This window comes from Geodermatophilus pulveris, assembly GCF_900188375.1.
Lineage (GTDB): Bacteria > Actinomycetota > Actinomycetes > Mycobacteriales > Geodermatophilaceae > Geodermatophilus > Geodermatophilus pulveris.
This window is the reverse complement of the sequence record NZ_FZOO01000007.1, coordinates 152,916-177,384: the sequence shown is the minus strand read 5'-3', so window position 1 is coordinate 177,384 and position 24,469 is coordinate 152,916. Positions and strand designations below refer to the sequence as shown.

Genomic DNA, 24,469 nt, shown 5'->3' with positions numbered 1-24,469 from the left:
ACCGGCGATGCTGCCAGCCGGGCAGCGCCGGTCCAGCCGCGCGCGGCGTGTCCCGCCCGACACGCGGGGACGTGCCGGCGGTGTCCGCTCAGAGCTTCCCGACGACCAGGTCGATGCAGGCGGTCAGCGCGCTGACGTCCTCGGGGTCGACCGCGGGGAACATGCCCACCCGCAGCTGGTTGCGGCCGAGCTTGCGGTAGGGCTCCACGTCGACGACGCCGTGGGCGCGCAGCACCCGGGCCACCTCGGCGGCGTCGACGGCGGGGTCGAAGTCGATGGTGCCCACGACGTAGGAGCGCTGGTCGCGGTCGGCGACGAAGGGGGTGGCGAACGACGACTGCTCGGCCCACCCGTAGAGCCGGCCGGCGGACTCCTGGGTGCGCGCCACCGCCCCGGACAGCCCGCCGAGGGACAGCAGCCAGCGGACCTGGTCGGCCAGCAGGAACAGCGTGGCGACGGCCGGGGTGTTGTAGGTCTGGTCCTTGGCGGAGTTGTCGACGGCGATCGACAGGTCCAGGAAGCCGGGCACCCAGCGGCCGGAGGCCTTGATCTCGGCCACCCGGTCCAGGGCGTCGCGGGACATCAGCGCCACCCACAGCCCGCCGTCGGCGCCGAAGCACTTCTGCGGGGCGAAGTAGTAGACGTCGGTCTGCGACACGTCGACCGGCAGGCCGCCCGCGCCGCTGGTCGCGTCGACGAGCACCAGCGCGTCGTCGGTGCCGGGCGGCCGCTGCACCGGGGCCATCACGCCGGTGGAGGTCTCGTTGTGCGCCCAGGCGTAGACGTCGACGCCGTCCGCGGCGGTGGGCAGGGCCAGCGAGCCGGGCTCGGCCCGGGCGACCGCCGGGTCGGCGAGGAAGGGCGCCTCGGCCACGCCGCTGGCGAACTTCGCGGAGAACTCGCCGTAGCTGCCGTGGGCGCTGCGCTCGCGGATCAGCCCGATGATGGCGGCGTCCCAGAACGCCGTCGTCCCGCCGTTGCCCAGGACGACCTCGTAGCCGTCGGGCAGGTCGAACAGCTCGGTGAGCCCCTCGCGGACCTGGCGGACCAGGCCCTTGACCGGGGCCTGCCGGTGCGAGGTCCCCATCAGGGTGGCGCCGCTGTCGGCCAGGGCCCGGAGCGCCTCGGGGCGCACCTTCGAGGGGCCGCAGCCGAAGCGGCCGTCGGCCGGCAGCAGGTCGGCGGGGATGGAGATGCTCATCCGGGGGGACGCCTTTCGGGGCAGCGGGGTCCTTCGGCTAGGCCGGTGCGGCCTCGGTGATGGCCTTGGTGGTGATCGTGTCGAAGCCCTCGACCTCCTCCGGCCGGCGGGCGTCGGGGCCGATGTAGCGGGCCGCCGGGCGCACCAGGCGGCCGGTGTTCTTCTGCTCGAGGATGTGCGCCGACCAGCCGGCGGTGCGGGCGCAGGTGAACATCGAGGTGAACATGTGCGCGGGCACCTCGGCGAAGTCCAGCACGATGGCCGCCCAGAACTCCACGTTCGTCTCGATCGGCCGGTCCGGGCGGCGCTCGCGCAGCTCCTTGAGGGCGGCCTGCTCCAGCGCCAGGGCGGCCTCGAAGCGGGGCGCGCGGAGCTCCTCGGCGGCCCGGCGCAGCACGCGGGCGCGCGGGTCCTCGGCGCGGTAGACGCGGTGGCCGAAGCCCATCAGCCGGTCGCCGCGGTCGAGCAGGCCCTTGACGTAGGTCTCGGCGTTGCCGCTGTCCTCGACCCCGTCGAGCATGTGCAGCACCCGGGAGGGGGCGCCGCCGTGCAGCGGGCCGGACATCGCGCCGATCGCGCCGGACATGGCCGCGGCGACGTCGGCGCCGGTGGAGGCGATGACGCGGGCGGTGAAGGTGGAGGCGTTCATGCCGTGCTCGGCGGCCGACGTCCAGTAGGCGTCGACGGCGGCCACGTGGCGGGGGTCGGGCTCGCCGCGCCAGCGCACCATGAACCGCTCGACGATGGTCGCGGCCTCGTCGACGCGGGACTGCGGCACGGCCGGGACGCCGATGCCGCGCGCGGACTGCGCCACGTAGGACAGCGCCATGACCGCGGCGCGGGCCAGCTGGTCGCGGGCGGTCTGGGCGTCGATGTCCAGCAGCGGGCGGTAGCCCCAGACCGGCGCCAGCATCGCCAGGGCGGCCTGCACGTCGACGCGGACGTCCCCGCTGTGCACCGGGATCGGGAACGGCTCGGCCGGCGGCAGGCCGGGCCCGAACTTCCCGTCGACCAGCAGCGCCCAGACGTTGCCGAAGGTGACCGTGCCGACGAGGTCCTCGATGTCGACACCCCGGTACCGGAGCGAGCCGCCGTCCTTGTCCGGCTCGGCGATCTCGGTCTCGAAGGCGACGACGCCCTCCAGGCCGGGTACGAAGTCGTCGGCCATCTCGCATGCTCCTCTGCGCGCGGGACTCGTCCGCGGCCGGAGGGCCGCGGGCGACTGCGGTTGCGACCCTAGGCGCACCCGGCCGGTCCGGGTCACCCGGGGCGGCGGCCCGGTGCCCGGGTGACCGGGACGACGACGCCCCTGCCCGGCTGGGACGATGGACGTCGTGCCCGACCTCTCCCGCATGCGCAGGGACTACTCGACCCGCGGCCTCCGGGAGGACGACCTGGCCCCCACCTGGGTCGAGCAGTTCGACCGCTGGTTCGCCGACGCGGTCGCCGCGGAGCTGCCGGAGCCCAACGCGGTCGTGGTCGCCACGGCCGACGCCGACGGGGCGCCGGACGCGCGCATCGTGCTGGTCAAGGGCTACGACGAGGCGGGCTTCGTCTTCGTCTCCAGCCAGGCCTCGGCCAAGGGGGCCCAGCTGGCGCTGAACCCGCGCGCCGCGCTGGTCTTCCCGTGGCACGCGCTGCAGCGCCAGGTGCGGGTGACCGGCCGGGTGGAGCGGGTGGGCGAGCGCGCCTCCGACGATCTGTGGGCCCCCCGCCCGCGCGGCGCGAAGCTGGCCGCCGCCGCGTCGATCCAGTCCACGCCGGTGGACTCCCGCGAGGAGCTGGTCGCCCGGCTGCGCCGGCTGGACGCCGACACCGCGGGGGAGGAGCTGCCGCGCCCGCCGGTCTGGGGCGGCTACCGGGTGGTGCCCGACACCGTGGAGTTCTGGCAGGGCGGCGCCGACCGGCTGCACGACCGGCTGCGCTTCGTCCGCGATGACGAGGAGGGTGGGGGCTGGGTCCTCCAGCGGCTCGCCCCGTGAGGACGCCCCGCGGTTCGTGCACGCACTGCGCTGCGCAGCTGGGCCGGACGACGACGCGTGCACATCCGGTGGACCGGTGACCTCCCCGGTCGACCCGGTCGAGGGCGGCGCCCCCGTCGCGGAGCCGGTCCCGCCCGGACCCCGCCGGGCCTGGGCGATCGACACCACGCCGCTGCGGAACCCGCACTTCCGCCGGCTGTTCTGGGGCGTGGCGGCCACGATGCTCGGCCAGCAGATGACGCTGGTCGCCGTCCCGTACCAGGTCTACGCCCTCACCGGGTCCTCGCTGATGGTCGGCGTCACCTCGGTCGTGGCGCTGGTGCCGCTGGTCGTCTTCGGCCTGCTCGGCGGGGCGATCGCCGACTCGATGGACCGCCGGCGCCTCCTGCTGGTCACCGGCGTCGGCTCGGCGGTCACCGCCGTGCTGCTGGCCGGCCAGGCGCTGCTGCCCGGGGGCGGCGACCTGGCGCTGCTGTGGGTGCTGACCGCGGCGATGTCCGGTCTGGTCGCGGTCAACCAGCCCACCCGCAGCGCGGTCATCCCCGCGCTCGTCGGGGACGCCGGCGTCCCGGCGGCGAACGCCCTGGCGATGACGGTGCGCCAGGTGGGCGTCATCGCCGGCCCGCTGCTGGCCGGGCTGCTCATCGCCCTCGGCGGCCTGCCGGTCACCTACGCCCTGGACGCGGTGGGGTTCCTGGTCGCCGTCTGGCTGCTGCGCGGGCTGCCGCCGCTGCCGCCCGGGCGGGACGCCGGGCCGCTGCGGCTGGGCGCCGCGGTGCGCGGCGTCGGCGAGGGCTTCGCCTTCCTGCGCACCCAGCCGGTGCTGCTGATGACCTTCGTGGTCGACGTGGTCGCGATGCTCTTCGCCTGGCCGCAGGCGGTCTTCCCCGAGCTGGCCGAGGGCCGCTTCGCCGGCTCGCCGGCCGCGCTGGGCTGGCTGTTCGCCGGCATCTCGATCGGCGCGCTGCTCATGGGGCTGACCTCCGGGTGGGTGTCCCGGGTGGACCGCCAGGGCGCGGTGGTCATCGCCGCCATCGCGGTGTGGGCCGTGGCGATCATCGGCTTCGGGTTCGCGCCGACGCTGTGGCTGGCCGTCCTCTGCCTGGCCGTGGCCGGTGCCGGCGACATGGTGAGCGCGGTGCTGCGCTCCTCGATGCTGCAGCTGGCCGCACCGGAGGGGATGCGCGGCCGGATGCAGGGCGTCTTCCTCGTCGTGGTCGCCGGCGGGCCGCGGCTGGGCGACCTCCGGGCCGGTGCCGTCGCCAGCGCCGCCGGGGTCACCGTGGCGATGGTGTCCGGCGGCGTGCTGGTGGTCGCCGCGATGGTCGTCGTCGCGCTGGCCGTCCCGTCCTTCTGGGCCTTCCGGGCCTCCCGGTCGGCCCAGCCCCCTGCACGCGGGTGAGCGGACCCTCCGGCTAGGCGGCCGAGGACGTCGGGACGACGTGCAGGACGACCTCGACGTTGCCCGCGGTGGCCCGGGAGTACGGGCAGACGGTGTGCGTCTTCTCCATCAGCTGCCGGGCCTGCTCCTCGTCCAGCCGCGGCAGCCGGGCGGAGAGGTCCACGGCCAGCCCGAAGTCGCCGGGCGAGCCCCGCAGGAAGTGCACCCGGGCGGTGACCGAGGAGCCATCCAGCGCCGACGGGCCCAGCCCGAGCTCCTCCAGCCCGAAGCGCATGGCGCTGTGGAAGCACGCGGCGTAGCCCGCGGCGAACAGCTGCTCGGGGTTGGTGCCCGGGCCGCCGTCCCCGCCCATCTCCGACGGCCGGGACAGCTGGGCCTCCAGCCGCCCGTCGGAGGAGGCCACCTCGCCGGTGCGGGCGCCGGTGGCGGTCGCCTCGGCGGTGTAGATGCGGTCCATGGGCACCGTCCTACCCGGCCGGCCGGGTGCCCGCACGGCGGCAGCCGGCGCTCAGGCCAGCGCCTGGGCGACCACCCGCAGGTCGGCGACGAGCGCGTCGTAGGCGGCCGGGCGGGCCTCGTCCGGCGTCCGCAGGATGGCCGAGGGGTGCGTGGTGGCCAGCATCCAGGTCTGGTGGGGGGCGTCCTCGTCGTCGTCGGCCGCGCTGAACAGCGTGTCCGCGCCCGGCGGGGTCCACGGCAGCAGCTGCCCGCGCTCCCTGGTGATCCGGAACGACGGGGAGATCAGCGCCTTGGCGGCGGTGGCACCGAGGCAGACGACGACCTCCGGCTGCAGGACGGCGAACTCCGCCTCCAGCCACGGGCGGCAGGCGCGCAGGTGCTCCGGCCCGGGCGTCTGGTGCAGCCGCCGCTTGGGCGTCGGCGTGAAGCGGAAGTGCTTGACGGCGTTGGTGATGTACGCGTCGCCGCGCTCGATGCCGGCGTCGCCCAGGGCCCGGTCCAGCAGCCGCCCGGCCGGGCCGACGAACGGCTCGCCCCTGCGGTCCTCCTGGTCGCCGGGCTGCTCGCCGACGAAGACCACCCGGGCGGTCTCCGGGCCCTCGCCGAAGACGGTCTGGGTCGCCGGCTCCCACAGCTCGCAGGCCCGGCAGCCGGCCGCGGCGGCGCGCAGCCCCTCCAGCCCGACCCCGGTCGGCGGCTGCGCCGGCACGTTCTCCTGGCTCATGACCCTGATGAGACACCGGCCGCGCCCGGCCCGCGAGGCAGACTGTCGTCACCACACCCACCGACCCCCGGGGAGTCCGCCGTGCCCAGCGTCCACCTGATCGGCGGGGGATGGGACCCGTCGGCCGCGGCCGCCGTGTACGGGCCGTTCCTGGAGGCCGCCGGCACCGCACCGGTCGTCGCCACGCTGGTGGTCGACGAGGGGGACGGCGGGGCGCAGGCCGCGCGGTGGGCCGGGGCCCTGCGGCGGACGGCGACCTGCGAGCCGGTGCCGGTGCTGGTGCCGCTGGGCGGCCGGCTGGACGTGGCCGCGCTGGGCGACGCGGACGCGGTGCTCGTCTGCGGCGGCCTCACCCCGGCCTACGCCGCCGCGCTGGCACCGGCCGCCGGGGAGCTGCGGGCCTGGCTGGCCGCGGGTGACCGGCCCTACGGCGGGTTCCCCGCCGGCGCGGCGGTCGCCGCCGGCCGCGCCCTCGTCGGCGGCTGGCGCTCCGGCGGGGTGCCGGTCTGCCCGGAGGACGCCGCCGAGGACCTGCACGAGGTCGCCGTCGTCGAGGGGCTGGGCCTGGCGCCGTGGACCGTCGACGTGCACTGCGCGCAGTGGGGCACCCTCCCGCGGCTGCTGACCGCCGTGGCCGGTGCCGGGCGGGGGCTGGCGCTCGACGAGGACACCGCCGTCCACCTCGACGGCGACGGAGCGCGGGTGGCCGGGCGCGGCACCGCCTGGCTGGTGGACGGCGGCGGCGCGGCCGTGACCGTGACCGCGCTGCGGAGCGGGGCCTGCGTGCACTGAGCGGTCCCCGCTAGCGTCGGCGGCGGGTCCACGTCCTGGGGAGCGCGCGTGCTGGAGTTCGACGGGCTGTGCAAGAGCTACGGGGCCGACCGGGTGCTCGACGGCGTCTCGTTCACCGTCGCGCCCGGCTCGATGTTCGGCTTCTGCGGCGCGAACGGGGCCGGCAAGACGACCACGATGCGGATCGCCATGGGGCTGGCCCGCGCCGACGCCGGCGAGGTGCGCTGGCGCAGGCGGCCGCTGGACCAGGCGCTGCGCCGGCGGATCGGCTACATGCCCGAGGAGCGCGGCCTCTACCCCCGGATGCGGGTCGCCGAGCAGCTGACCTACCTGGCCCGGCTGCACGGCCTGGACGCCGCCCCGGCCGCCCGCGCGGCCGACCACTGGGCCGAGCGCCTCGGGCTGGGCGAGCGCCGCCGCGACCAGGTGGAGAAGCTGTCGCTGGGCAACCAGCAGCGGGTGCAGCTGGCCGCGGCCCTGGTCGGCCGGCCGGAGGTGCTCATCCTCGACGAGCCGTTCTCCGGCCTGGACCCGGTCGGGGTCGACGCCCTGGCCGAGGCGCTGCTCGAGCAGGTCCGCGGCGGTGTGCCGGTCGTCTTCTCCAGCCACCAGCTGGACCTCGTCGAGCGGCTCTGCGACGCCGTCGGCATCCTGGCGCGCGGCACGATGGTCGCCGCCGGGCCGGTCGCCGAGCTGCGCCGCCGCGAGGCCGGCCGGCTGCTGCGGGTGGTGGTCCCCGACGCGCCCGCGGGCTGGGCGGCCGGGCTGCCCGGCGTCCGGGTGGCCTCCGAGCGCGCCGGCGACACCCTGCTCGAGCTGGCCGCCGGGGCAGACGACCAGGCCGTGTTGGCCGCGGCGCTGCGCACCGGGCGGGTCACCCACTTCGCCTGGCGCGAGCCGACCCTGGTCGAGCTGTTCCGCGAGGCCGTCGCCGCGCCGGGCCGGGCGGTCGCCGCGTGACCGCCTCCGGCCCCCGCGACCCGGGCAGCGCCGCCCTGGTGCGGCTGGTGGCCGCGCGGGAGGTGTCCAGCCGCATCCGGGACAAGAACTTCATCGTCAGCTCCGTCGTCATCGTCGTCCTGCTGCTGGGGCTCATGGCCTTCCAGGTGGTGGTCAGCGCGGGCGACGGGGTGAGCCGGTTGGGCATCGTGGCCGAGGACGGGCGGCTCGGGCCGGCCGTGGAGGCCCAGGCCGGCGCGGTCGGCCTGGACGTGGACGTCGTCGAGCTGCCCGACGAGGCGGCGGCGCGGGCCGCGGTGGAGGCCGAGGAGGTCGACGGCGCCCTGCTCGACGGGGCCGGCCCCACCCCGGAGCTGCTGCTCGCCGGCCGGGACGCGACCCTGGAGGCGCTCGTCTCCGGCGCGGTCAGCGGCGTGGCGGTCTCCGACCGGCTGCTGGCGGCCGGGGTGGAGCTGCAGGCCCTGCCCGAGGTGGCGGTGACGACGCTCGACGGGTCGGCGGACGACGGGCAGCAGGTGGTCGTGGCGATCATCGGCGTCGTCGTGCTCTACGGCCTGCTCATCCTGTTCGCCCAGTTCGTCGCCCAGGGCGTCGTCGAGGAGAAGGCCAGCCGGGTCGTGGAGCTGCTGCTGGCGACCATGCGGCCGTGGCAGCTGCTGGCCGGCAAGGTGCTCGGCCTCGGGCTGCTCGGCCTCGGGCAGATCGTGGTCATCGGCGTGGTGGGGGTGACCGCCGCGCTGGCCCTCGACCTGGTCGACGTCCCGGGGGAGCTGGTCGGCACGGTGGCCACCGTGGTCGCCTGGTTCGTCCTCGGCTACGCCTTCTACGCCTGCGTCTTCGCCGTCGCCGCGTCGCTGGTCAGCCGGCAGGAGGACCTCGGCAGCGTGCTCACGCCGGCGTCGATGCTGCTCGTCGGCGGCTTCGTGGTGGCCATCCAGGCGGCCGGCGACCCCGGCGGCACGCTGGCCACGGTCACCTCCTACGTGCCGGGCCTCTCGCCGCTGGTGATGCCGGTCCGCCAGGCGGCCGGGGAGGCCGCCCCGTGGCAGGTGCTGCTGGCCGTCGTCCTCATGCTGGTGGCGATCGCGCTCATCGTGCGGGTCGGTGGGCGGGTCTACGCCGGCGCGCTGCTGCGCACCAGCGGGCGGACCCGGATCCGCGAGGCGCTGCGCGCCGAGCGCGGCTGAGCGGCACCGCCCTCCGACGGGTGAGAGTCACCTGCCGGGGGACGACGGCGCCCCCGGCCGCGGTGATGATCACCGGCATGCGGGAGGACCTGGACGGGCGCCTCCGGCGGCTGCGCGCCTGCCGGGACGCCGACGCCGTCATCGAGCTCGGCTGCGACCTGGCCGACGCCGGCCGGCACCGGGACGCCGAGCGCTGCTTCCGGCGGGCCGCCGAGCTGGGCGACGCCCTCGGCTGGTTCAACCTCGGCAACTCCCTGGCCGCGCGCGGGCGGGTCCCCGACGCGATCGACGCCTACGAGCGCGCGCTGGCCGGCGGCGAGCGCGACGCCTGGCTGAACCTCGGCGTGGTGCTCGAGGAGCTCGGCGACCGGGCCGGCGCCCTGCGCGCCTACCGCGGTGCCGTCGCGGCCGGGGACGCCCAGGGCCGGATGCACCTGGCCTTCCTGCTGCACGAGCAGGGCGAGCAGGAGCAGGCCCTCGAGGTGGTGGCCGAGCTCGCCGCGGCGGGGGACGACGTCGCCGCCGCCGTGGCCGCCTGCTGGCGGTGGGCCGCCTCGCACGACACGTCACTGGAGGCCGACCTGCGGGCCGCGGCCGACCGCTACCCGGGCGCCCGGGTCGCGCTGGCCTCGCTGCTGCGGGTCACCGGCCGGGTGCCGCAGGCCCGCTCCACCCTGGAGCGCGGCGCCAAGCTCGGCGAGGCGCAGGCGTGGCTGCCGCTGGGCAACTTCTACGCCGAGGAGCTGCGCGACGAGGAGGCGGCCGAGGAGGCCTACCGCGCCGGCATCGCCGCCGGCGACGGCTACTGCCACCACAACCTGGCCGTGCTGCTGGCCGACCGCGGCGACCTCGACGGTGCCGTCGAGCACTTCCGGCTGGGCGCGGCCGACGGCGACGACCTCGCCGCGGAGGCGCTGCGCGAGCTCGGCGGCGCCTGACCGGAGGCGGGCCTCAGCGCTGGACGATCCCCGACAGCGGCCCGCGGTAGGGGCGCGCCGGCGGGCCGGTGACCCCCGGGCGGGCGGTGAACAACCGGCCGGCGTCGGGCTGGGCGGCCCGTGCGGCGTCGTCCAGCCCCTCCGCCGACGTGCTGACGACCAGCAGGTCCCGGCCGGGGCCGGCGAAGGCGCAGCTCGACGTCTGCGTCACCCCGGGTACCTCCACCACGGCGAGCAGGTCGCCGTCCGGTGACCAGCGGCGCACCTGCCCGCCGCCCCACAGCGCGGTCCACACGCAGCCCTCGTCGTCGACGGTGAGACCGTCGGCCACGCCGTCGTCCCCGCCTGACTGCAGGAGCAGCCGGCCGGCGCCGAACGCCCCGGTGTCCGGGTCGTAGCCGAACGCGTGCACCACGCCCGGGCCGGAGTCGGCGAGGTAGACGGTGCGCCCGTCCGGGGACCAGTCGATGCCGTTGGAGACGGTCAGCCCGTCGAGCACGGTGGTCACGGTGCCGTCGAGGTCCAGCCGGTACAGCGCGCCGGCGCCCGGCCGCTCGTCGAAGGCCATCGTCCCGGCGAGGAACCGCCCGGCGGGGTCGCAGGCCGCGTCGTTCATCCGCGTGCCGCCGCCCTCCGCGGTCCCGCCCTCCCCGGCGAGGGCCACGAGCACCCGGGCGGTGCCGTCGGCGGCGAGGTGGGTCAAGCCGCCGTCCGCGGCCAGCAGCCACCCGCCGGCCGCCGCCGGGACGACGGCGCCGACGGTGTCCCCGCCGCGGTGCACCCCCGTCTCGGTGAGGCCGCCGTCGGCGGTGACCACGGCCCGCCGGACCTGCCCCGCGGCGATGTCCACCCACAGCAGCTCCGCGCGCCCGGCGTCCCAGGTCGGGCCCTCCCCGTGCTGGGCGGGCGGCAGGCCGGGCACGGGCGTGGCGGTGAGTCGGTGCACCCCGGCATCGTCCCGGCGCGGCCGCCCCGACGCGCGCCAGGCGGGCCCGCAGCCGATGCTTGTCCACCATGGGCACGGAGCCGGTCGACCTCCGGGTGGCCCGGGGCTCCGGCGACGTGCAGGCCGCGGCGCGGGCGCTCGGCGTCGCGCCGGCCGCGCTGGCGACCACCCTCAGCGACCCGGGCCTGCGCCTGCTCGTCGACGGCGGGGGCGCCGTCGCCCTGCTGCGCCGCGGGTGGGCCGCCGACGGGCACGCCGAGGCGGTGCTGGTCGCCCGCCGCGGCGCCCGGGCCACCGAGCCGGCGGTGACCGCCACCGCGGCCGGCTGGGGCTGCGAGCGGGTGCGCGACGGCCTGCGGGACGACGTCGTGCCCGTCCCGCCGCCGGCGGAGGGCGCGCCGCCGGCCGCGCGGTTCCTGCACCTGGCCGCGCTGGCGGCCACCCGGGTGGAGGTGGCCGTCGCGCTGGCCCGGGACACCGGCCAGGACACCACGAAGTCCGACGGCAGCCCGTCGCTGGGCGCCGACGAGGCCGCGCACCTGGCCGCGGCGCACGCGCTGCGCCCGCTGGGGGTGACCGTGCTCAGCGAGGAGCGCTCCGACCGCCCCGTCTCCGGCGACGAGCCGTGGGTGGTCCTCGACCCGCTGGACGGCACCGGCAACTTCCGCGCGGGGCTGGCCCCCTGGGCGTTCTCCGCGGCGCTGGTGCAGGACGGCCGGCCGGTCGCCGGCCTGGTCGCCGACCTGTCCTCCGGCCGCCGCTGGTCCGGGGCGGCCGGTGGCGGGGCGTACCGCGACGGGGTGCCGGTGCGGCCGCGGGACGCCGGCACCGTCGTGGCCCCGACGGCGCCGTCCGGGTCGGCGGTCCGCGTGCCGCGCACCGCCCGGCGGGTGCGGGTGACCGGCTGCACCGCCGTCGACGTCTGCCTGGTCGCCGACGGCGCCGCCGGCGCCTGGCAGAACCTGGACCGCAGCGGCACCCACGTGCACGACGTCGCCGGTGGGCTGGCCCTGCTGTCCGCCGCCGGCGGGGTGGCCCTGGACCGCGACGGGGAGCCGCTGCTGCTGCGCCCGGACACCGAGACGCTGATCCGCTTCGTCGCCGCCGGCACCGAGCAGCGGGCCCGGGAGCTGCTGCGCGAGCTGGCCTGATCAGCGGACGCGGGCGGCCGCCGCCTTCACGGCGGCCAGCAGCGTCTCCCACTCGTGCAGCGTGGTGCGGGCCCGCCCGCGGGTGGCGCCGAGGGCGGTCTCCGCGGCGTCGATGGCCCGCCAGTCCTCCAGCAGCACCGGGTCGGCGCCGCGGGCCCGCAGGGCGCCCACCAGGTCGCCGTCCGGGCCGGCGTCCGCGCTGCCGCCGGGGCGGACCACGCCGGCGGCGACGTCGGCCAGCAGGGTGGCCACCGTCTCCCGGGCGTCGTGCTTGTTGGTGCCCACGACGCCGGTCGGCCCGCGCTTGATCCACCCGGCCACGTACTCGCCCGGCGCGGGCTCCCCACCGCGCAGCACCCGGCCGAGCTCGTTGGGCACCGTGCCGCGGTGCGGGTCCAGCGGCAGCTCGGGCAGCTCCCCGCCCCGGTAGCCGACCGAGCGGACGACCAGGTCCGCGGGCAGCACGGTGGTCTCGCCGGTGCCCGCGGCGCGGCCGTCGGCGTCGACCAGGGTGCGCTCCACCTCGACGCCGGTCACCCGGTCCTCGCCCAGCAGGCGCACCGGGCGGCTGAAGAACCGCAGGGTCACCGTCGCCCGGCCCGGGCGGGGCCCGTGGCCGGCCCAGTCGCGCAGCACCGCCAGGTTGCGCGAGGCCACCCGGTCGGCGGCCACCCGTTCCTCGGTGGCGGGGTCCAGGTCGAGGTCGGCCGGGTCGACCAGCACGTCGGCGCCGGCCAGCTCGCCGAGCTCGCGCAGCTCCTGGGTGGTGAAGGTGGCCTGCGCCGGGCCGCGGCGGCCGAGCACGGTGACCGCCTCGACCGGCGCGGCGGCGAGGGTGTCGAGGACGTGCTGGGGCATGTCGGTGGGCTCGAGCTCCGCGGGCGTTCGGGCCAGCACGCGGGCCACGTCGAGCGCCACGTTGCCGACCCCGACCACGACGACCGACCGGGCCCGCGCCAGGGCCGCCTCCACCCTGGCCCGGTCGGCGTCGGGGTGGCCGGTGTACCAGGCGACCAGCTCGGTGGCGGCCAGGCTGCCGGGCAGCTCCTCGCCGGGCACGCCCAGCTGCCGGTCCAGCGCGGCGCCGTAGGTGTAGACGACGGCGTCGACGGCGGCGTGCAGGTCGCGGCAGGAGATGTCCCGGCCGATCTCGACGTTGCCGACGAAGCGCACCGCGGGGTGGTCCAGCGCCCGGTGCAGGGTGTCGCGGATGGCCCGCATCTTCGGGTGGTCGGGGGCGATGCCGTGCCGGACCAGGCCGAACGGGGTGGGCAGCCGGTCGACCAGGTCGACGGCGACCGGCACGTCCTGCTGCCGGGTCAGCGCCTCGGCGGTGTAGATGCCCGCCGGCCCGGCGCCCACGACGGCCACCCGCAGCCGTGCCGGGGCGGGCGGGGGACCGGTCTCGTCGTCGGCCGTCACCCACGCATCCTGACCCGCCCGGGTGGGCAAGCACCAGGCTCGCAGACCCCGTCCCCAGGAGGCAGCCCGTGTCCGTCGTCGTCATCGCCAGCATCACCCCGCAGCCCGAGCACGCCCAGGCCGTCCGCGAGGCCGTGCTGGCCGCGATCCCGCGGGTGCACGCGGAGGAGGGGTGCGAGCGCTACGCGCTGCACGAGGCGCGCGACGGCGCCCTGGTGATGATCGAGCAGTGGGCCGGCCCGGAGGCGCTGGCCGCGCACGGGAAGGGCGAGCCGTTCACCGAGCTGTCCCGGCAGCTGGAGGGCAAGCTGGCCGGCACCCCGGAGCTCCAGGTGCTCAGCGCCGTGCCGGCCGGCGAGGAGGCCAAGGGGGCGCTGTAGTCACACGGCCTGGCAGACCGGGCACCAGTGCAGGTTGCGGGCCACCATCAGCTCCGTGCGCACCGGCGTCCCGCACAGCCGGCAGGGCAGCCCGGTGCGCCGGTAGACGTAGTGCGCGTCCTCCCGCCGGACGGCGCCGCCGCGGCGGCCGCGGTGCTCGGGGCGGGTGGTGACGATCCGGCCCATCCGGACGCCGGAGCGCAGGAGCACCACCAGGTCGGTCCACATCGCCGCCCACGTGCCGGCGTCCACCTCCCGGCCGGGGCGGAACGGGGAGACGCCGTGCCGGAACAGGATCTCGGCGCGGTACACGTTGCCGACCCCCGCCAGCACGGACTGGTCCATGAGCAGCGCGCCGATCGCGGTGCGGCTGGCGGCGATCCGCCGGTGCGCCACCGTGCCGTCGGCGCGCGGGCGCAGCGGGTCGGGGCCGAGCCGGTCGAGGATGCGGTCGACCTCCGGGGCGGTGAGCACCTCGCAGGCGGTGGCGCCGCGCAGGTCGGTCCACACGCCCAGGCCGTCGGGGCCCTCGCCCTCCCAGCGCATCCGCAGCGCCCCGCGCGGCGGCGGGGGGTGCCCGCTGCCGGCGGTGTACTTCCCGTAGAGGCCCAGGTGCACGTGCAGGGTGTCCGGGCCGAAGCAGGCGAACAGGTGCTTGCCGTAGGAGGTCACCTCGTCGAGCACCCGGCCGTCGAGCAGGGCCGCGCCTGCGGCGAAGCGGCCCTGCGGGCTGGTCACGTGCACCGGACGGCCGGCGAAGGCGAGCGACTGGTCCCGGGCCAGCCGGAACAGGGTGTGGCCCTCAGGCACGGTCGCGGACCCGCTCGTACCGCTCCAGGGCCACCCGGCGCTCCTCGGCGTGGTCGACGACCGGCAGCGGGTACCCGGCCGGGACGCCGGCCGGCGCCAGCCACGGCTCGTGCACGTAGCGGGCCGGGACGTCGCGCAGCTCGGGCACCCAGCGGCGCACGTAGTCGCCGCCGGGGTCGAACTCCTTGCCCTGCCGGGTGGGGTTGAAGACCCGGTAGTAGGGCGAGGCGTCGGTGCCGGTGCCGGCGACCCACTGCCAGCCGTGGTTGTTGCTGGCCAGGTCGCCGTCGACCAGGTGGGACATGAAGTGGCGGGCGCCGCGCCGCCAGTCCACGTGCAGGTCCTTGACCAGGAACGAGGCGACGATCATGCGCACCCGGTTGTGCACGTAGGCCTCGCCGAGCAGCTGGCGCATCCCGGCGTCCACGACCGGGTAGCCGGTGCGGCCCTCCGCCCACGCGGCGAAGCGCTCCTCGGCCTCCGGGCCGCTGTCGTAGGTCATCGCCTGCATCCGCCGGTCCAGCGGCTCGCGGGCGGACTCCGGGCGGTGCCACAGGACGTCGGCGTAGAAGTCCCGCCAGGCCAGCTCGTTGCGGAAGCTGTCGGCGGACTCGGAGTCCAGGCCGGCGAGGTCGGCCAGCAGCGTGCGCGGGTGCACGCAGCCGTACTTCAGGTAGGCCGACAGCCGGCTGGTGCCATCGGTGCCGGGGGTGTTGCGGCTGGTCCTGTAGCCCTCCAGCCGCTGCGCCCGGAACCGCCGCCAGGCGTCCAGGCCGGCCGCCTCACCGGCCGGGGGCAGCGCGACGCCGTCCAGGCCGGTGACCTCCGGCGGGTCCTCGGAGGCGACGCCGGTGGCCCACGGCACCGCGTCGGGCCGGGGCGCCGGGTCGCGCCAGCCGTGCTCCCGCCAGGCGCGGGCGAAGGGGGAGAAGACGCGGAACGGCGTCCCGTCGGACTTGGTGACCCGGCCGGGCGTCACCGCGTAGGGCGAGCCGGTGCGCACGAGCGGCACGCCGCCGAGTGCCCGCTCGACCGCGGCGTCCCGCTCCCGGCCGTAGACGCCGGTGTCGGCCGAGACGTGCACGCCCACCGCGCCCACCTCCCGGACGAGGCCGGGCAGCACCCGCGCCGGGTCGCCGTGCCGCAGCACGAGGGCGCCGCCGGCCTGCCGGTCGAGGTCGGCCAGGCAGTCGAGCAGGAACTGCCGGCGGGGCAGCCCGGAGGGGCCCCACAGCCGGGGGTCGAAGACGAAGACCGGGACGACGGCGCCGTCGGGTCCGGCGGCCGCGACCGCCTCCAGCAGGGCGGGGTGGTCGCCCAGCCTCAGGTCGCGGCGGAACCAGAGCAGCGCGGTGGGCACCCCCGCGAGGGTAGGCAGCGCTGCGCGGGCCTGCAGGTCAGTGGTCGGCGGTGGCCAGGCCGAACTGCGGCCGGTCGGCCTCGGCCACGAGGTCGAGGACCTCGGGGTGCTGCTCGATGTAGTGGCGGACGAAGGAGCAGTAGGGCAGCACGGTCACCCCGCGCTCCCGGGCGGCGGCGAGCACACCGGCGACCAGCGCCGAGCCGATGCCGCGGCCACCCATCGAGGGGTCCACCTCGGTGTGCGGCAGCGCCATGGTGCCGTCCTCGACGTGGTAGCTGGCCAGGCCCACGACCCGGTCGCCGAGCCGTATCTCGAAACGTCCCCGTTCCGGGACGTCGACCACGCTCGTCTCCATGCTGGATCCCCTCCGCTCGTCCCCGGCGCCGTTGCCGGGGCTCGGCCTGCGTGCAGAGACGGTAACGCGTTGCAGCCCGCGGGGATGCCGCGCGCGGAGGATGTCGCCCGCGTGGGTAGTGGGGAGCCGTGCCCCTCCACTCCCGGTCCACCGAGCGCCTCGGCCCGGTGGCCGAGGCCCCGCGGGCGCCGCTGACCGGTCAGGGTCGGGGGTTCGTGCGCGTCCAGCCGCGGTCGTCCCGACGCCGGCCCAGCGCCGCGGCGCACCGGCGGCACACCGCCTGCACCTCCTCGGCGTGGCGGCCGGACGCCGGCTGCACGTCGGCCCAGGGGACGTGCGGGAAGCGGGCCAGCAGCGACCTGCTCAGCGACAGGCCGCACACGGTCTCGTTGCGGCCGCGCTCCCACCCGTGCACCTCGCCCGCGGGGTAGCGGACGCCGTCGTCGGGGTCGACCCACTGGCCGGCGGCCGCGACCGCCGCGTTGCGCAGTGCCATGTGCCGGACCTACCCGCGGACGCCGGACCTCAGCCCACCGCCGGCCCGACGGGCGTGCACGGGGAGTGGCGGGACCGCCCGGGGCCGCCCGGGTACCCGCCGTCGGGTCGACGTCGTCCCAGCGGGCTCGTGACCGGATCGGCTCGCGTGGTGGAGGTCAGCCGCCGGCGGCGTGGCGGCCGCGGTGCGGGACCGGGGGGAGCGCGCTGATCCTGGTCGGCCGGGTCCTCGTGTCCATCGGGCCCCGGAGGGGGGCACCCACCGACCCGAGGTCCCTGCGGTCGGCAGGGCGGATGCCCGGGCTGGGGCAGACCAGCGCGGCCGGCCCCGGACGGCCCAGGTGGAAGCCCTGGCCGAGCTGCACCCCGAGCGCCTCCAGGCTGCGCAGTTCGCCGGACGTCTCGATGCCCTCGGCCACGAGGCTCAGGTCCAGGGTCTGGCCGAGGGTGACGATCGCGCCGGCCACGGCCTGGTTCTGCCGGTTCACGTCGATGCCCTCGATGAAGGACTTGTCGATCTTGAGGGTGTCGAAGGGGAAGTGACGCAGGTAGGACAGCGACGAGTACCCGGTCCCGAAGTCGTCGAGGGCCAGTCGCACGCCGAGGTCCTTCAGGCGCTCGAGCGTCGACGTGACGTCGGCGATGTCGGTCGCGAACAGGCTCTCGGTGATCTCCAGGGTGAGCAGGTGCCCGGGCAGACCGGATCGGCGCAGGGCGTCTGCGACGTCCCGGACCAGGTCGGGATGGCGGAACTGGCGGACGGACACGTTGACGCTGACGTGGACCCCGTCCGGTGGGCCCGAGTGCTGCCACCCGGCAGCCTGCTGCGTCGCTTCACGGAGCACCCAGCGGCCGATCGGGACGATGATGCCCGAACTCTCGGCGAGGGGGATGAAGTCAGCGGGCGACACCAGCCCACGGTGCGGGTGCTGCCAGCGCAGCAGGGCCTCGTAGCCGGTGACGCGACCGCTGGCCAGGTCCACGAGGGGCTGGTAGTGCAGCACGAGCTGTTCGGCGTCGAGCGCCTGCTCGAGATCGACCTGCAGGCGCTCGCGCTCGACCTGGACGGCGTGGTGGTGGGGTTGGAAGGTGGCGTACCGCCCCTTCCCGGTGTTCTTCGAGACGGACAGGGCGACATCGGCCGCCCGGAGCAGTCCGACCCCGCTGCTGGCGCTGGCGGCCGAGGTGGCGAGCCCGAGACTCGCGGCTGGTTGGACGAAGCTGTCGTCGATGAGGACCGGCGGCGTCAGCGCGGCGAGGATCCGCTCGGCGGTGCGCCCGGCCTCCCGCTCGCTGGCCGGCCCGGTGAGCAGGACGGCGAACTCGTCGCCCTCCAGCCGGGCGAACACGTCGCCCGGCCGCAGGCAGTCGGCGATCCGCGAGCTGACGACCTGCAGCAGCCGGTCGCCGCCCTCGTGGCCGACGTGGTCGTTGACGGCCTTGAGGTTGTCCATGTCGAGGTAGAGCAGCGCCAGGGGCGTGCCGTGGAGCGCGAGGGCCTCCTCGGCCTCCCGCAGCCGGCCGAGCAGGTAGGCGCGGTTGGGCAGTTCGGTGAGCTGGTCGTAGAACGCCTGGGTGCGGAGCTGCTCCTCGAGCTCCCGCCGGTCGCTGACGTCGCGGGTGCTGAGCACCACCCCGCTCACGGTGGGGTCGTGCAGCAGGTTGTTGACCACGGTCTCGGTCCATCGCCAGGACCCGTTGCGGTGGCGCATCCGGCAGCTGATCGGCGCCTGCGCCGGCATCCCGGGCTCCGTCCGCGCGACCTGGTCGGCGAAGTCCTCGGCGTCCTCGGGGTGGATGAGGGCGGCGAGGTGGGTGCCGATCAGCGCTCCGGGCGGGTAGCCCAGGACCCAGCCGACCGACGGTGTCTGGTAGCTGACGTCGCCCGTCTCGTCGACGATGGTGATGACGTCGGAGGCGTTGCGGATGAGGGAGCGGAAGTGCTGCCCCGCTTCGAGTGCGTCCAGCAGGCTGTTGAACGCCTGTGCCGTCTCGCCCAGCTGGTCGTCGGAGTCCACGCGGATGCGCGCGGAGTTCGACGCCGACCAGTCCCCCGTGCGACTGGCGTGCGCCACGGCCTCGGCGACCCGGCGCAGGTGGGCGCTGAGCAGGGCGAGCCGGCCGCCGACCACCCAGCGGCACAGGGCGTAGCTCATCGCGCCGACGAGGAAGCCGGCGATCAGGCAGGCAGCGCGGAACCACGACCGTTCGGCGTAGACGCCGGGTACACCCAGCGCCGTGGCGAAGGGGGGGAAGACGAGCCCGACCGCGAGCCCGAGCCCCACCATGTAGATGGCCAGGTCCCAGAAGACCCGGGCGGTCAGCCGGAAACCGGGACCCCTGCCGCCTCGTCCCCGCGCAGCGGTCACGGCCGGTCGGTCGTCGGCCCGGTCATCCACCTACTGCTCATCGGCAGGCCGGACCCGTGTGCTGACCCCCTGTGCATCCCGTCCACGGATCACCCCGGGGGACGGGCTCGCTCCTCGGTCCTCGGTCAGCACACCGGCGCCGGCACGAGGACGCGCTCCCGCGGGACGAAGTCGCCGCGTTCGTCGAGCTCGTACCGCGCGGCCCCCTCCGGGGTGGCCGCGATCTCCCGCAGCGCCTGCCCGAGCACCGGGATGTCGGTGAGGTAGGTCTGGCGGTTGGCGCTCACCCGCACCGCACCCGGGAGCCGGTGGCGGAAGCCGGCGCGGACGTCGGCGTGGAACCGGCCGACCTCGCCCTCCGACAGCCCGAGCAGCCGGCCCATGTACGGGTGTGCGCAGAAGCAGCCGCTGCGGGTGCCGATCGCGTACTCGTTGGCGAGCCGGGCAGCCAGCAGCCCGTGCGGCACGCCCTCGAGGTTGAACGTGGCCACCGGCAGCCGGTCCCCGGTGACGGGCCCGAGCCGGTGCAGGCCCGGAACCGAGGCCAGCTCGGAGTCCAGCGCGCGCAGGAGGTGCTCCTCGTGGGCGAGCGCCGACGACCAGCCGTCGCTGCTGAGCTCCTGCGCGGAGGCGGTCAGGGCCACGACGCCGATGACGTTGGGGGAACCGGCGTCGTCGCGGTCCGGGCCGTTGGCCCAGACGACGTCGTCGAACGACACCGCCCCCACCGCACCGCCACCCACGAGGAACGGTTCCCCGTCCGTGAACAGCGACCGCGGGGCGATCAGGGCACCGGCGCCGAACGGCGCGTACATCTTGTGCCCGGAGAAGGCGATCACGTCGACGCCGAGTGCGGAGATGTCGACGGGGCGGTGCGGCACGAGCTGCGCTCCGTCGACGACCACCAGGACGCCGCGCTGGTGCGCTGCGGCCGCGATGCCGCGGAGGTCGGGCAGCCAGCCGGTGACGTTGGAGCCGCCGGTGACCGCCAGGACCCTGGGCCGCGGGTGCTGGTCCAGGGCCGCCTCGACGGCGGCGACGTCGAAGGTCCCCTGCTCGTCGACGTCCACGACCCGCAGCCGGGCGTGCCGCTGCCAGGGCAGCAGGTTGGCGTGGTGCTCCACGGCCGTGGTGACGACGACGTCGTCCTTGGTGAGGTCCAGGCGGAACGCCAGCAGGTTGAGTGCCTCGGTGGTGTTGCGCGGGAACAGGGCCACGTGCGTCGCCGGGTCGCCCCCGACGAACCGCACCATGGTGTCGCGGGCGCCCTCGTACCGGGCGCTGGTCAGCTGGGACCGGATCCCTGCACCGCGGTGCACGCTCGCGTACCACGGCAGGAACTCCTGGACCGCGTGGGCGACCGCGACCGAGGCGGAACTGGTCGCGGCGGTGTCGAGGTCGACGTACTGGCGAGGGTCGCCGTCGAGCACGGACACCCACAGGTCGTCTCCCACGAATTGACCGGCCGTGAAGGACAGGGACATCTCCATGCCACCGTCATCGACCGTTTCCCGGCCGGACTTTAATGTGCGACGGGAACAATCTCCCTGGAATGCGGGCGCGAGCATTCCGACGGGGATGGGCGTCCACCGCCGACGAGCTCCTGTCGCAGGGCAGGTGTCCCGGCGTCGCCGGTCCGTGCCATCCACCCGATCGCCTCCACGGCCGGGCACGGCGGCCGGGCAGGAGGGTACGAGGCATCGGGCGCCGGCCGGACCCGGTGGGAGCGCCCGAGTCGGACCGGGACGCGGACGCCGGAGAGCGCCCGCACTCCCCAAGAATGGTGGGGTGCCGGAGGAAGAGGGGTCGATTCGCTCAAGCCACCACGCACCGGCACCGATACGCCAGCCATGACGACGCACGCTCCCCACGGCGAGACGGGGTCCCGTAACCGCCGTGGCCTCCGCCTGACCTCGCGCGTGTTCTGGGACATGGCCATCTACATGGTCGGTCTGGGACTCGTCGTCGGTCTGGTCTTCCCGCCGTTCGCGCTGCTGCTGGGCGTGCCGGAGGCCATCGCGCACCGGCCGAGCTTCCGGTCCGCCTGTCTGCTGGCCGGCTTCCTGGTGGGTGCGATGAACTACGCCCTCTGCCGCGGCGTCGTCGGTGGCCGGATGGAGGTCCTCGGCGGCCACCTCCGGGCAGCCACCAGCTCCATCACGTCCGCGACCGAGACCGGTGACTGGTCGGAGGCGGTGTTCGAGCGGATCACCATCGACTCCAACGACCAGATCGGCGAGGCCGGTCGCGCGTTCAACAGTCTGCTGGGGGCGGTGGAAGGCCGGCAGGAGCTCGAGAACCGACTGCGGTACCAGGCCTACCACGACATGCTCACCGGGCTCCCCAACCGTGCCAGGTTCATGGACGAGCTCGCTGAGGCCGACAGGCTCCGGCAGGAGTCCGGCATGCAGTCCGCCGTGCTGTTCCTCGACGTGGACAACCTCAAGGCGGTCAACGACAGCCTGGGGCACGAGGGCGGCGACATCCTCATCAGGATGCTCGGCGAGCGCATGACGGGCGTCGTCCGGGACACCGACACGGTGGCCCGCCTGTCCGGCGACGAGTTCGCCATCCTCCTCGTCGGGCCCGGGAGCCCGCACCAGGCCGAACGGGTGGCACTGCGCATCATCGACTCCCTGCGCGCGCCGGTGCAGATCAACGGTCATCTCGCGCGGACCGGGCTGAGCATCGGTCTGGCGACGTCGGAGGCCTGCGCCGCGAGCGGCATCGACATGCTGCGTGCCGCGGACCTGGCGATGTACCGGGCCAAGACGGGCGGCAAGGGCCGCCTGGAGGTCTTCCAGCCCAGCCACCACACGGCCATGCTGCAGCGCGACGCCGTCCGGGCCGAGCTGTCCGGGGCGCTCGACGCCGGGCAGCTCCAGCTGCACTACCAGCCGATCGTGGACATCCCCACCCAGCGCGTCATCGGTTTCGAGGCGCTGCTCCGGTGGCGGCACCCCGAACGCGGTCTGGTGTCCCCGCTCGAGTTCATCCCGCTGGCCGAGGAGAACGGCCTCATCGTGCCGATCGGCCGCTGGGTGCTGCAGGAGGCCATCCGTCAGGCGGCCGAGTGGCAGAACCGCTCGCCCCTGGGCCGGCTGCGCATGAGCGTCAACGTCTCGGTCCGGCAGTTCCAGCACCCCGACCTCGTCCACGACGTCGCCGACGCGCTGGCCCGATCGGGTCTCGAGCCGTCACTGCTCACCCTGGAGATCACCGAGTCGCTGTTCGCGCAGGACATCGAGGCGACGTCTCGCAAGATCGGGCTGCTCAAGGACCTCGGCGTGCGGTTGGCGCTCGACGACTTCGGCACGGGCTACTCGTCGCTGTCCTACCTGCGACGCTTCCCGATCGACACCCTGAAGATCGACAAGTCCTTCATCGACGGGGTCGCGACCAGTCTCGAGGGCCATGCCCTCGTCGCCGCGATCACCCAGCTCGGCCAGAACCTGCACCTGGAGGTGGTCGCCGAGGGCCTCGAGGACGGCGATCAGCTCCAGGCGCTGCGCGCCCTCGACTGCCCGCTCGGCCAGGGCTACCACTTCTCGCGGCCGCTGTCGGCGGGGGACGCGGTCAAGCTGATGCTCATCGGGAAGAAGCCCGCCGCCGCCGCCGGCATCCCCGTCCCGGTGTGAAGGACCCGGCGGCGCGAGGGGCGACGGAGTGCTGACCACATGTCAGCAAGCGCGAGCAGCCGAGCGTCAGACCTCCGCCCTGGGACGCCGTGCCGGTGCTGGAGGTGCCGCCTCCCACCCGATGGCAGTCCTCCGCCTGTCCCGTTCGCCTGGAGGGCGCTCCGCGTCCCTACGGGATGGGCCTACGGCCCACCCCCCCGCCCTGCGACAGTCGGAGGGACGCCGGTCGTAGAGAAGCAGGCAGAGGTGTGAGGGCGCTCCACCGTCGAGACTCAGGACGCGGCCACTGACGCGTTCCTCCGCACAGTCGGTCGCGGTCCAGGAGCATCGTCCACGCGCGGACAGACGCGGCTGCCCGGCCTGCTCGTGACCGTTGGATCCTGTGCGGGCCACGGCCCCCGCGGTGGGGCCGGGCATCGGCCCCACCGCGACCGCCTCAGCGCAGCTGTCTCGCCTCGGCGGCGTTGCTCGGGCCGTGTCCCTGGTCGACGGTGGCGGCGGGTACGGGCGCCACGGCGGCGAGTAGCCGCCGGCCCTGCTCCTCGAGGTCCAGGGGGGAGTTGGCGAAGCGCAGGATCACGGCGGAGGCCGCGCCGGTCATCTCGTCCAGCGCCCGGTGGTCGATGTTACTGAGGTCGTCGCACGACGCGTGGTAGCAGAAGTCGTAGCCGATGCCGGTCCGGCCGCCGAACAGCGCGGCCTGTTCCACGGTCTTGATCCCCTCGGCGCCGGTGAAGAGCCCGCCGGAGGCAATGCCCTCGGCGATGAACGGCCCGTAGTCGCTGCGGCCGCTGAACTCGGTCTCGCCCGAGGGCAGGCCCAGGGAGCCGAAGTGCTCGTGGAAGGCCGCCTCGATCACGGCCGGGCCGGCCGGGGCGGGCACCGAGCCGTCGTCCGGGCCGAACGCCGAGGCGTCGCCGTCGTAGACGAAGCGGCCGTGGTTCGGGGAGCCGATCATGTCGAAGTTCAGGTACAGCGCGACGTTGCCGAGCGTCGCGGGGTCGTTGGTCTTGAGGTCCGCGACGTAGTGGCGGGACCCGTGCAGGCCGACCTCCTCCGCGCCCCACCAGGCGAAGCGCACGGCGTTGGCGGTCTCCGTGCCCGCGAGCACCTCGGCGATGGCCAGGATCCCCGCGGAGCCGGAGGCGTTGTCGTTGATCCCGGGGCCCTGCGGGACGCTGTCCAGGTGCGCGCCGACCATGACCGTGCGCTCCGGGTCACCCGAGCGGGTCTCGGCGAGGATGTTGGAGGTCTCCCGGGTCTCGGAGACGGTCTGCGTGCTGACCGTCACCTCGACCCCGCCCAGCAGGGCGACCCCGGCGGTGTAGCTCAGGCCGACCACGGGGACGGTCGTCACCCCCGGTTCGCCCAGGGTGCCGGCGACCGCCCCCTCCGCCCCGGGCAGTCCCGTGTTGAAGATCAGCACCGCGGACGCCCCGGCGGCCGCCGCGTTGGCGGCCTTCACCCCGAAGGCGCACGTGCCCCGCTGGAGCAGGGCGATGTTCCCCGGCACGAAGTCGGCGAAGTCCCCGGCCTCGCACCCGCTGGTGCTCGCGCCCGTCTCGCCGGTCGTTCCCACGGCCTGCACCGGTGCCGTCACGGTCCCGGAGCCGGAATAGGTCATGACCGCGACGTCCTCGGCGGCGAGCTGCCTGCCGCCCGCGCTGACCGTGGCCGGGCTGACCTCCTGGAAGAAGGGGATGGAGAAGTCCTGGACCCGCGGGGCGTAGCGGGCGGCCCTCAGCCTGCCGACCACGTAGTCGACGCTGCCCCGGTAGCCGGACGTGCCCGAGGCCCGGTTGCCGTTGTTGGCGTTGGCGATGGCCTGGAACACCTCGAGGTGCTCCAGCACCTTCCCGGGAGGCACGTCCGCCGCGGTCACAGCGACCACTCCG

The 24,469-nt window shown here is 75.7% G+C and carries 22 protein-coding genes; 9 read left to right on the top strand and 13 right to left on the bottom strand.

Annotation, left to right across the window (positions count from 1 at the left end; genetic code table 11):
• Positions 1–88 precede the first annotated feature (88 nt).
• Together serC and CHB98_RS15205 are read right to left on the bottom strand one after the other, a co-directional pair.
• Complete coding sequence (gene serC, locus CHB98_RS15210; protein WP_089306436.1) at positions 89–1,201, bottom strand: phosphoserine transaminase; 1,113 nt, start codon at positions 1,199–1,201, stop codon at positions 89–91.
• A 37-nt stretch (positions 1,202–1,238) separates the two neighbouring features.
• Positions 1,239–2,369, bottom strand: a complete 1,131-nt coding sequence (locus CHB98_RS15205) for a citrate synthase 2 (protein WP_089306435.1) — start codon at positions 2,367–2,369, stop codon at positions 1,239–1,241.
• A 157-nt stretch (positions 2,370–2,526) separates the two neighbouring features.
• On the opposite strand from CHB98_RS15205, the gene pdxH reads away from it, so the two are divergent.
• Together pdxH and CHB98_RS15195 are read left to right on the top strand one after the other, a co-directional pair.
• Positions 2,527–3,183: a pyridoxamine 5'-phosphate oxidase gene (gene pdxH, locus CHB98_RS15200; protein ID WP_089306434.1), complete on the top strand. Its 657-nt coding sequence runs from the start codon at positions 2,527–2,529 to the stop codon at positions 3,181–3,183.
• 76 nt (positions 3,184–3,259) lie between these two features.
• Entirely contained in the window at positions 3,260–4,585 is a 1,326-nt protein-coding gene (locus CHB98_RS15195; protein WP_089306433.1) for an MFS transporter, read from the top strand.
• 13 nt (positions 4,586–4,598) lie between these two features.
• On the opposite strand, the gene CHB98_RS15190 is transcribed toward CHB98_RS15195, so the two are convergent.
• Together CHB98_RS15190 and CHB98_RS15185 are read right to left on the bottom strand one after the other, a co-directional pair.
• A complete protein-coding gene (locus tag CHB98_RS15190; RefSeq protein ID WP_089306432.1) occupies positions 4,599–5,042 on the bottom strand; it encodes an organic hydroperoxide resistance protein in 444 nt (147 codons plus the stop codon).
• Positions 5,043–5,093: 51 nt separating this feature from the next.
• Positions 5,094–5,768, bottom strand: coding sequence for a UdgX family uracil-DNA binding protein (locus CHB98_RS15185; protein WP_089306431.1), 675 nt, complete (start codon positions 5,766–5,768; stop codon positions 5,094–5,096).
• 81 nt (positions 5,769–5,849) lie between these two features.
• Between CHB98_RS15185 and CHB98_RS15180 the strand changes: the two genes are divergently transcribed.
• The 4 genes from CHB98_RS15180 to CHB98_RS15165 are packed head-to-tail and all read left to right on the top strand — an operon-like array spanning position 5,850 to position 9,645.
• Positions 5,850–6,560, top strand: a complete 711-nt coding sequence (locus CHB98_RS15180; protein WP_089306430.1) for a type 1 glutamine amidotransferase family protein — start codon at positions 5,850–5,852, stop codon at positions 6,558–6,560.
• Between the two features lie 48 nt (positions 6,561–6,608).
• Positions 6,609–7,520 carry an ABC transporter ATP-binding protein gene (locus CHB98_RS15175; RefSeq protein ID WP_089306429.1) on the top strand — a complete coding sequence of 304 codons (912 nt, stop codon included), beginning with the start codon at positions 6,609–6,611 and terminating at the stop codon, positions 7,518–7,520.
• The gene (locus CHB98_RS15170) at positions 7,517–8,707 is read left to right on the top strand and encodes an ABC transporter permease (RefSeq protein ID WP_089306428.1); all 1,191 of its coding nucleotides are present in this window, start codon (positions 7,517–7,519) and stop codon (positions 8,705–8,707) included. The genes CHB98_RS15175 and CHB98_RS15170 overlap by 4 nt, the downstream gene beginning before the upstream one ends.
• Positions 8,708–8,727: 20 nt before the next feature.
• A complete protein-coding gene (locus tag CHB98_RS15165) occupies positions 8,728–9,645 on the top strand; it encodes a tetratricopeptide repeat protein (RefSeq protein WP_245821183.1) in 918 nt (305 codons plus the stop codon).
• Positions 9,646–9,658: 13 nt separating this feature from the next.
• Here CHB98_RS15165 and CHB98_RS15160 read toward each other — a convergent pair whose 3' ends face one another.
• Entirely contained in the window at positions 9,659–10,591 is a 933-nt protein-coding gene (locus CHB98_RS15160) for an SMP-30/gluconolactonase/LRE family protein (protein WP_089306427.1), read from the bottom strand.
• A 68-nt stretch (positions 10,592–10,659) separates the two neighbouring features.
• On the opposite strand from CHB98_RS15160, the gene CHB98_RS15155 reads away from it, so the two are divergent.
• Positions 10,660–11,742 (top strand): inositol monophosphatase family protein, encoded by a 1,083-nt coding sequence (locus CHB98_RS15155; RefSeq protein WP_089306426.1) that lies wholly within the window; start codon positions 10,660–10,662, stop codon positions 11,740–11,742.
• Here the strand turns inward: CHB98_RS15155 and CHB98_RS15150 are convergent, their stop codons facing one another.
• A complete protein-coding gene (locus CHB98_RS15150) occupies positions 11,743–13,164 on the bottom strand; it encodes an FAD-dependent oxidoreductase (protein ID WP_089306425.1) in 1,422 nt (473 codons plus the stop codon).
• Between the two features lie 68 nt (positions 13,165–13,232).
• Between CHB98_RS15150 and CHB98_RS15145 the strand changes: the two genes are divergently transcribed.
• The gene (locus tag CHB98_RS15145; RefSeq protein ID WP_089306424.1) at positions 13,233–13,544 is read left to right on the top strand and encodes a putative quinol monooxygenase; all 312 of its coding nucleotides are present in this window, start codon (positions 13,233–13,235) and stop codon (positions 13,542–13,544) included.
• On the opposite strand, the gene CHB98_RS15140 is transcribed toward CHB98_RS15145, so the two are convergent.
• The 6 genes from CHB98_RS15140 to CHB98_RS15115 form a co-directional block, all read right to left on the bottom strand.
• Entirely contained in the window at positions 13,545–14,354 is an 810-nt protein-coding gene (locus CHB98_RS15140) for an Fpg/Nei family DNA glycosylase (protein ID WP_089306423.1), read from the bottom strand.
• Entirely contained in the window at positions 14,347–15,714 is a 1,368-nt protein-coding gene (locus CHB98_RS15135) for a cryptochrome/photolyase family protein (RefSeq protein ID WP_089306422.1), read from the bottom strand. Before CHB98_RS15135 ends, CHB98_RS15140 begins: the two co-directional genes overlap by 8 nt.
• Positions 15,715–15,751: 37 nt before the next feature.
• The gene (locus tag CHB98_RS15130; RefSeq protein WP_089306421.1) at positions 15,752–16,072 is read right to left on the bottom strand and encodes a GNAT family N-acetyltransferase; all 321 of its coding nucleotides are present in this window, start codon (positions 16,070–16,072) and stop codon (positions 15,752–15,754) included.
• Positions 16,073–16,271: 199 nt separating this feature from the next.
• Positions 16,272–16,568: a hypothetical protein gene (locus CHB98_RS15125; RefSeq protein WP_089306420.1), complete on the bottom strand. Its 297-nt coding sequence runs from the start codon at positions 16,566–16,568 to the stop codon at positions 16,272–16,274.
• A gap of 157 nt (positions 16,569–16,725) precedes the next feature.
• Positions 16,726–18,936 carry a putative bifunctional diguanylate cyclase/phosphodiesterase gene (locus CHB98_RS15120; RefSeq protein ID WP_143425097.1) on the bottom strand — a complete coding sequence of 737 codons (2,211 nt, stop codon included), beginning with the start codon at positions 18,934–18,936 and terminating at the stop codon, positions 16,726–16,728.
• Positions 18,937–19,061: 125 nt separating this feature from the next.
• Positions 19,062–20,426: an aminotransferase class V-fold PLP-dependent enzyme gene (locus tag CHB98_RS15115; RefSeq protein WP_179224543.1), complete on the bottom strand. Its 1,365-nt coding sequence runs from the start codon at positions 20,424–20,426 to the stop codon at positions 19,062–19,064.
• Between the two features lie 429 nt (positions 20,427–20,855).
• Between CHB98_RS15115 and CHB98_RS15110 the strand changes: the two genes are divergently transcribed.
• The gene (locus tag CHB98_RS15110) at positions 20,856–22,574 is read left to right on the top strand and encodes a putative bifunctional diguanylate cyclase/phosphodiesterase (protein ID WP_179224541.1); all 1,719 of its coding nucleotides are present in this window, start codon (positions 20,856–20,858) and stop codon (positions 22,572–22,574) included.
• Between the two features lie 436 nt (positions 22,575–23,010).
• Here the strand turns inward: CHB98_RS15110 and CHB98_RS15105 are convergent, their stop codons facing one another.
• A complete protein-coding gene (locus CHB98_RS15105; protein WP_245821181.1) occupies positions 23,011–24,441 on the bottom strand; it encodes a M28 family peptidase in 1,431 nt (476 codons plus the stop codon).
• Positions 24,442–24,469: the final 28 nt, after the last annotated feature.

Bases quoted from the DNA above. Each gene is read 5' to 3' on its own strand.
- serC (WP_089306436.1), bottom strand. From the start codon at position 1,201: ATGAGCATCTCCATCCCCGCCGACCTGCTGCCGGCCGACGGCCGCTTC.
- CHB98_RS15205 (WP_089306435.1), bottom strand. From the start codon at position 2,369: ATGGCCGACGACTTCGTACCCGGCCTGGAGGGCGTCGTCGCCTTCGAG.
- pdxH (WP_089306434.1), top strand. From the start codon at position 2,527: ATGGACGTCGTGCCCGACCTCTCCCGCATGCGCAGGGACTACTCGACC.
- CHB98_RS15190 (WP_089306432.1), bottom strand. From the start codon at position 5,042: ATGGACCGCATCTACACCGCCGAGGCGACCGCCACCGGCGCCCGCACC.
- CHB98_RS15185 (WP_089306431.1), bottom strand. From the start codon at position 5,768: ATGAGCCAGGAGAACGTGCCGGCGCAGCCGCCGACCGGGGTCGGGCTG.
- CHB98_RS15155 (WP_089306426.1), top strand. From the start codon at position 10,660: ATGGGCACGGAGCCGGTCGACCTCCGGGTGGCCCGGGGCTCCGGCGAC.
- CHB98_RS15130 (WP_089306421.1), bottom strand. From the start codon at position 16,072: ATGGAGACGAGCGTGGTCGACGTCCCGGAACGGGGACGTTTCGAGATA.
- CHB98_RS15125 (WP_089306420.1), bottom strand. From the start codon at position 16,568: ATGGCACTGCGCAACGCGGCGGTCGCGGCCGCCGGCCAGTGGGTCGAC.
- CHB98_RS15115 (WP_179224543.1), bottom strand. From the start codon at position 20,426: ATGGAGATGTCCCTGTCCTTCACGGCCGGTCAATTCGTGGGAGACGAC.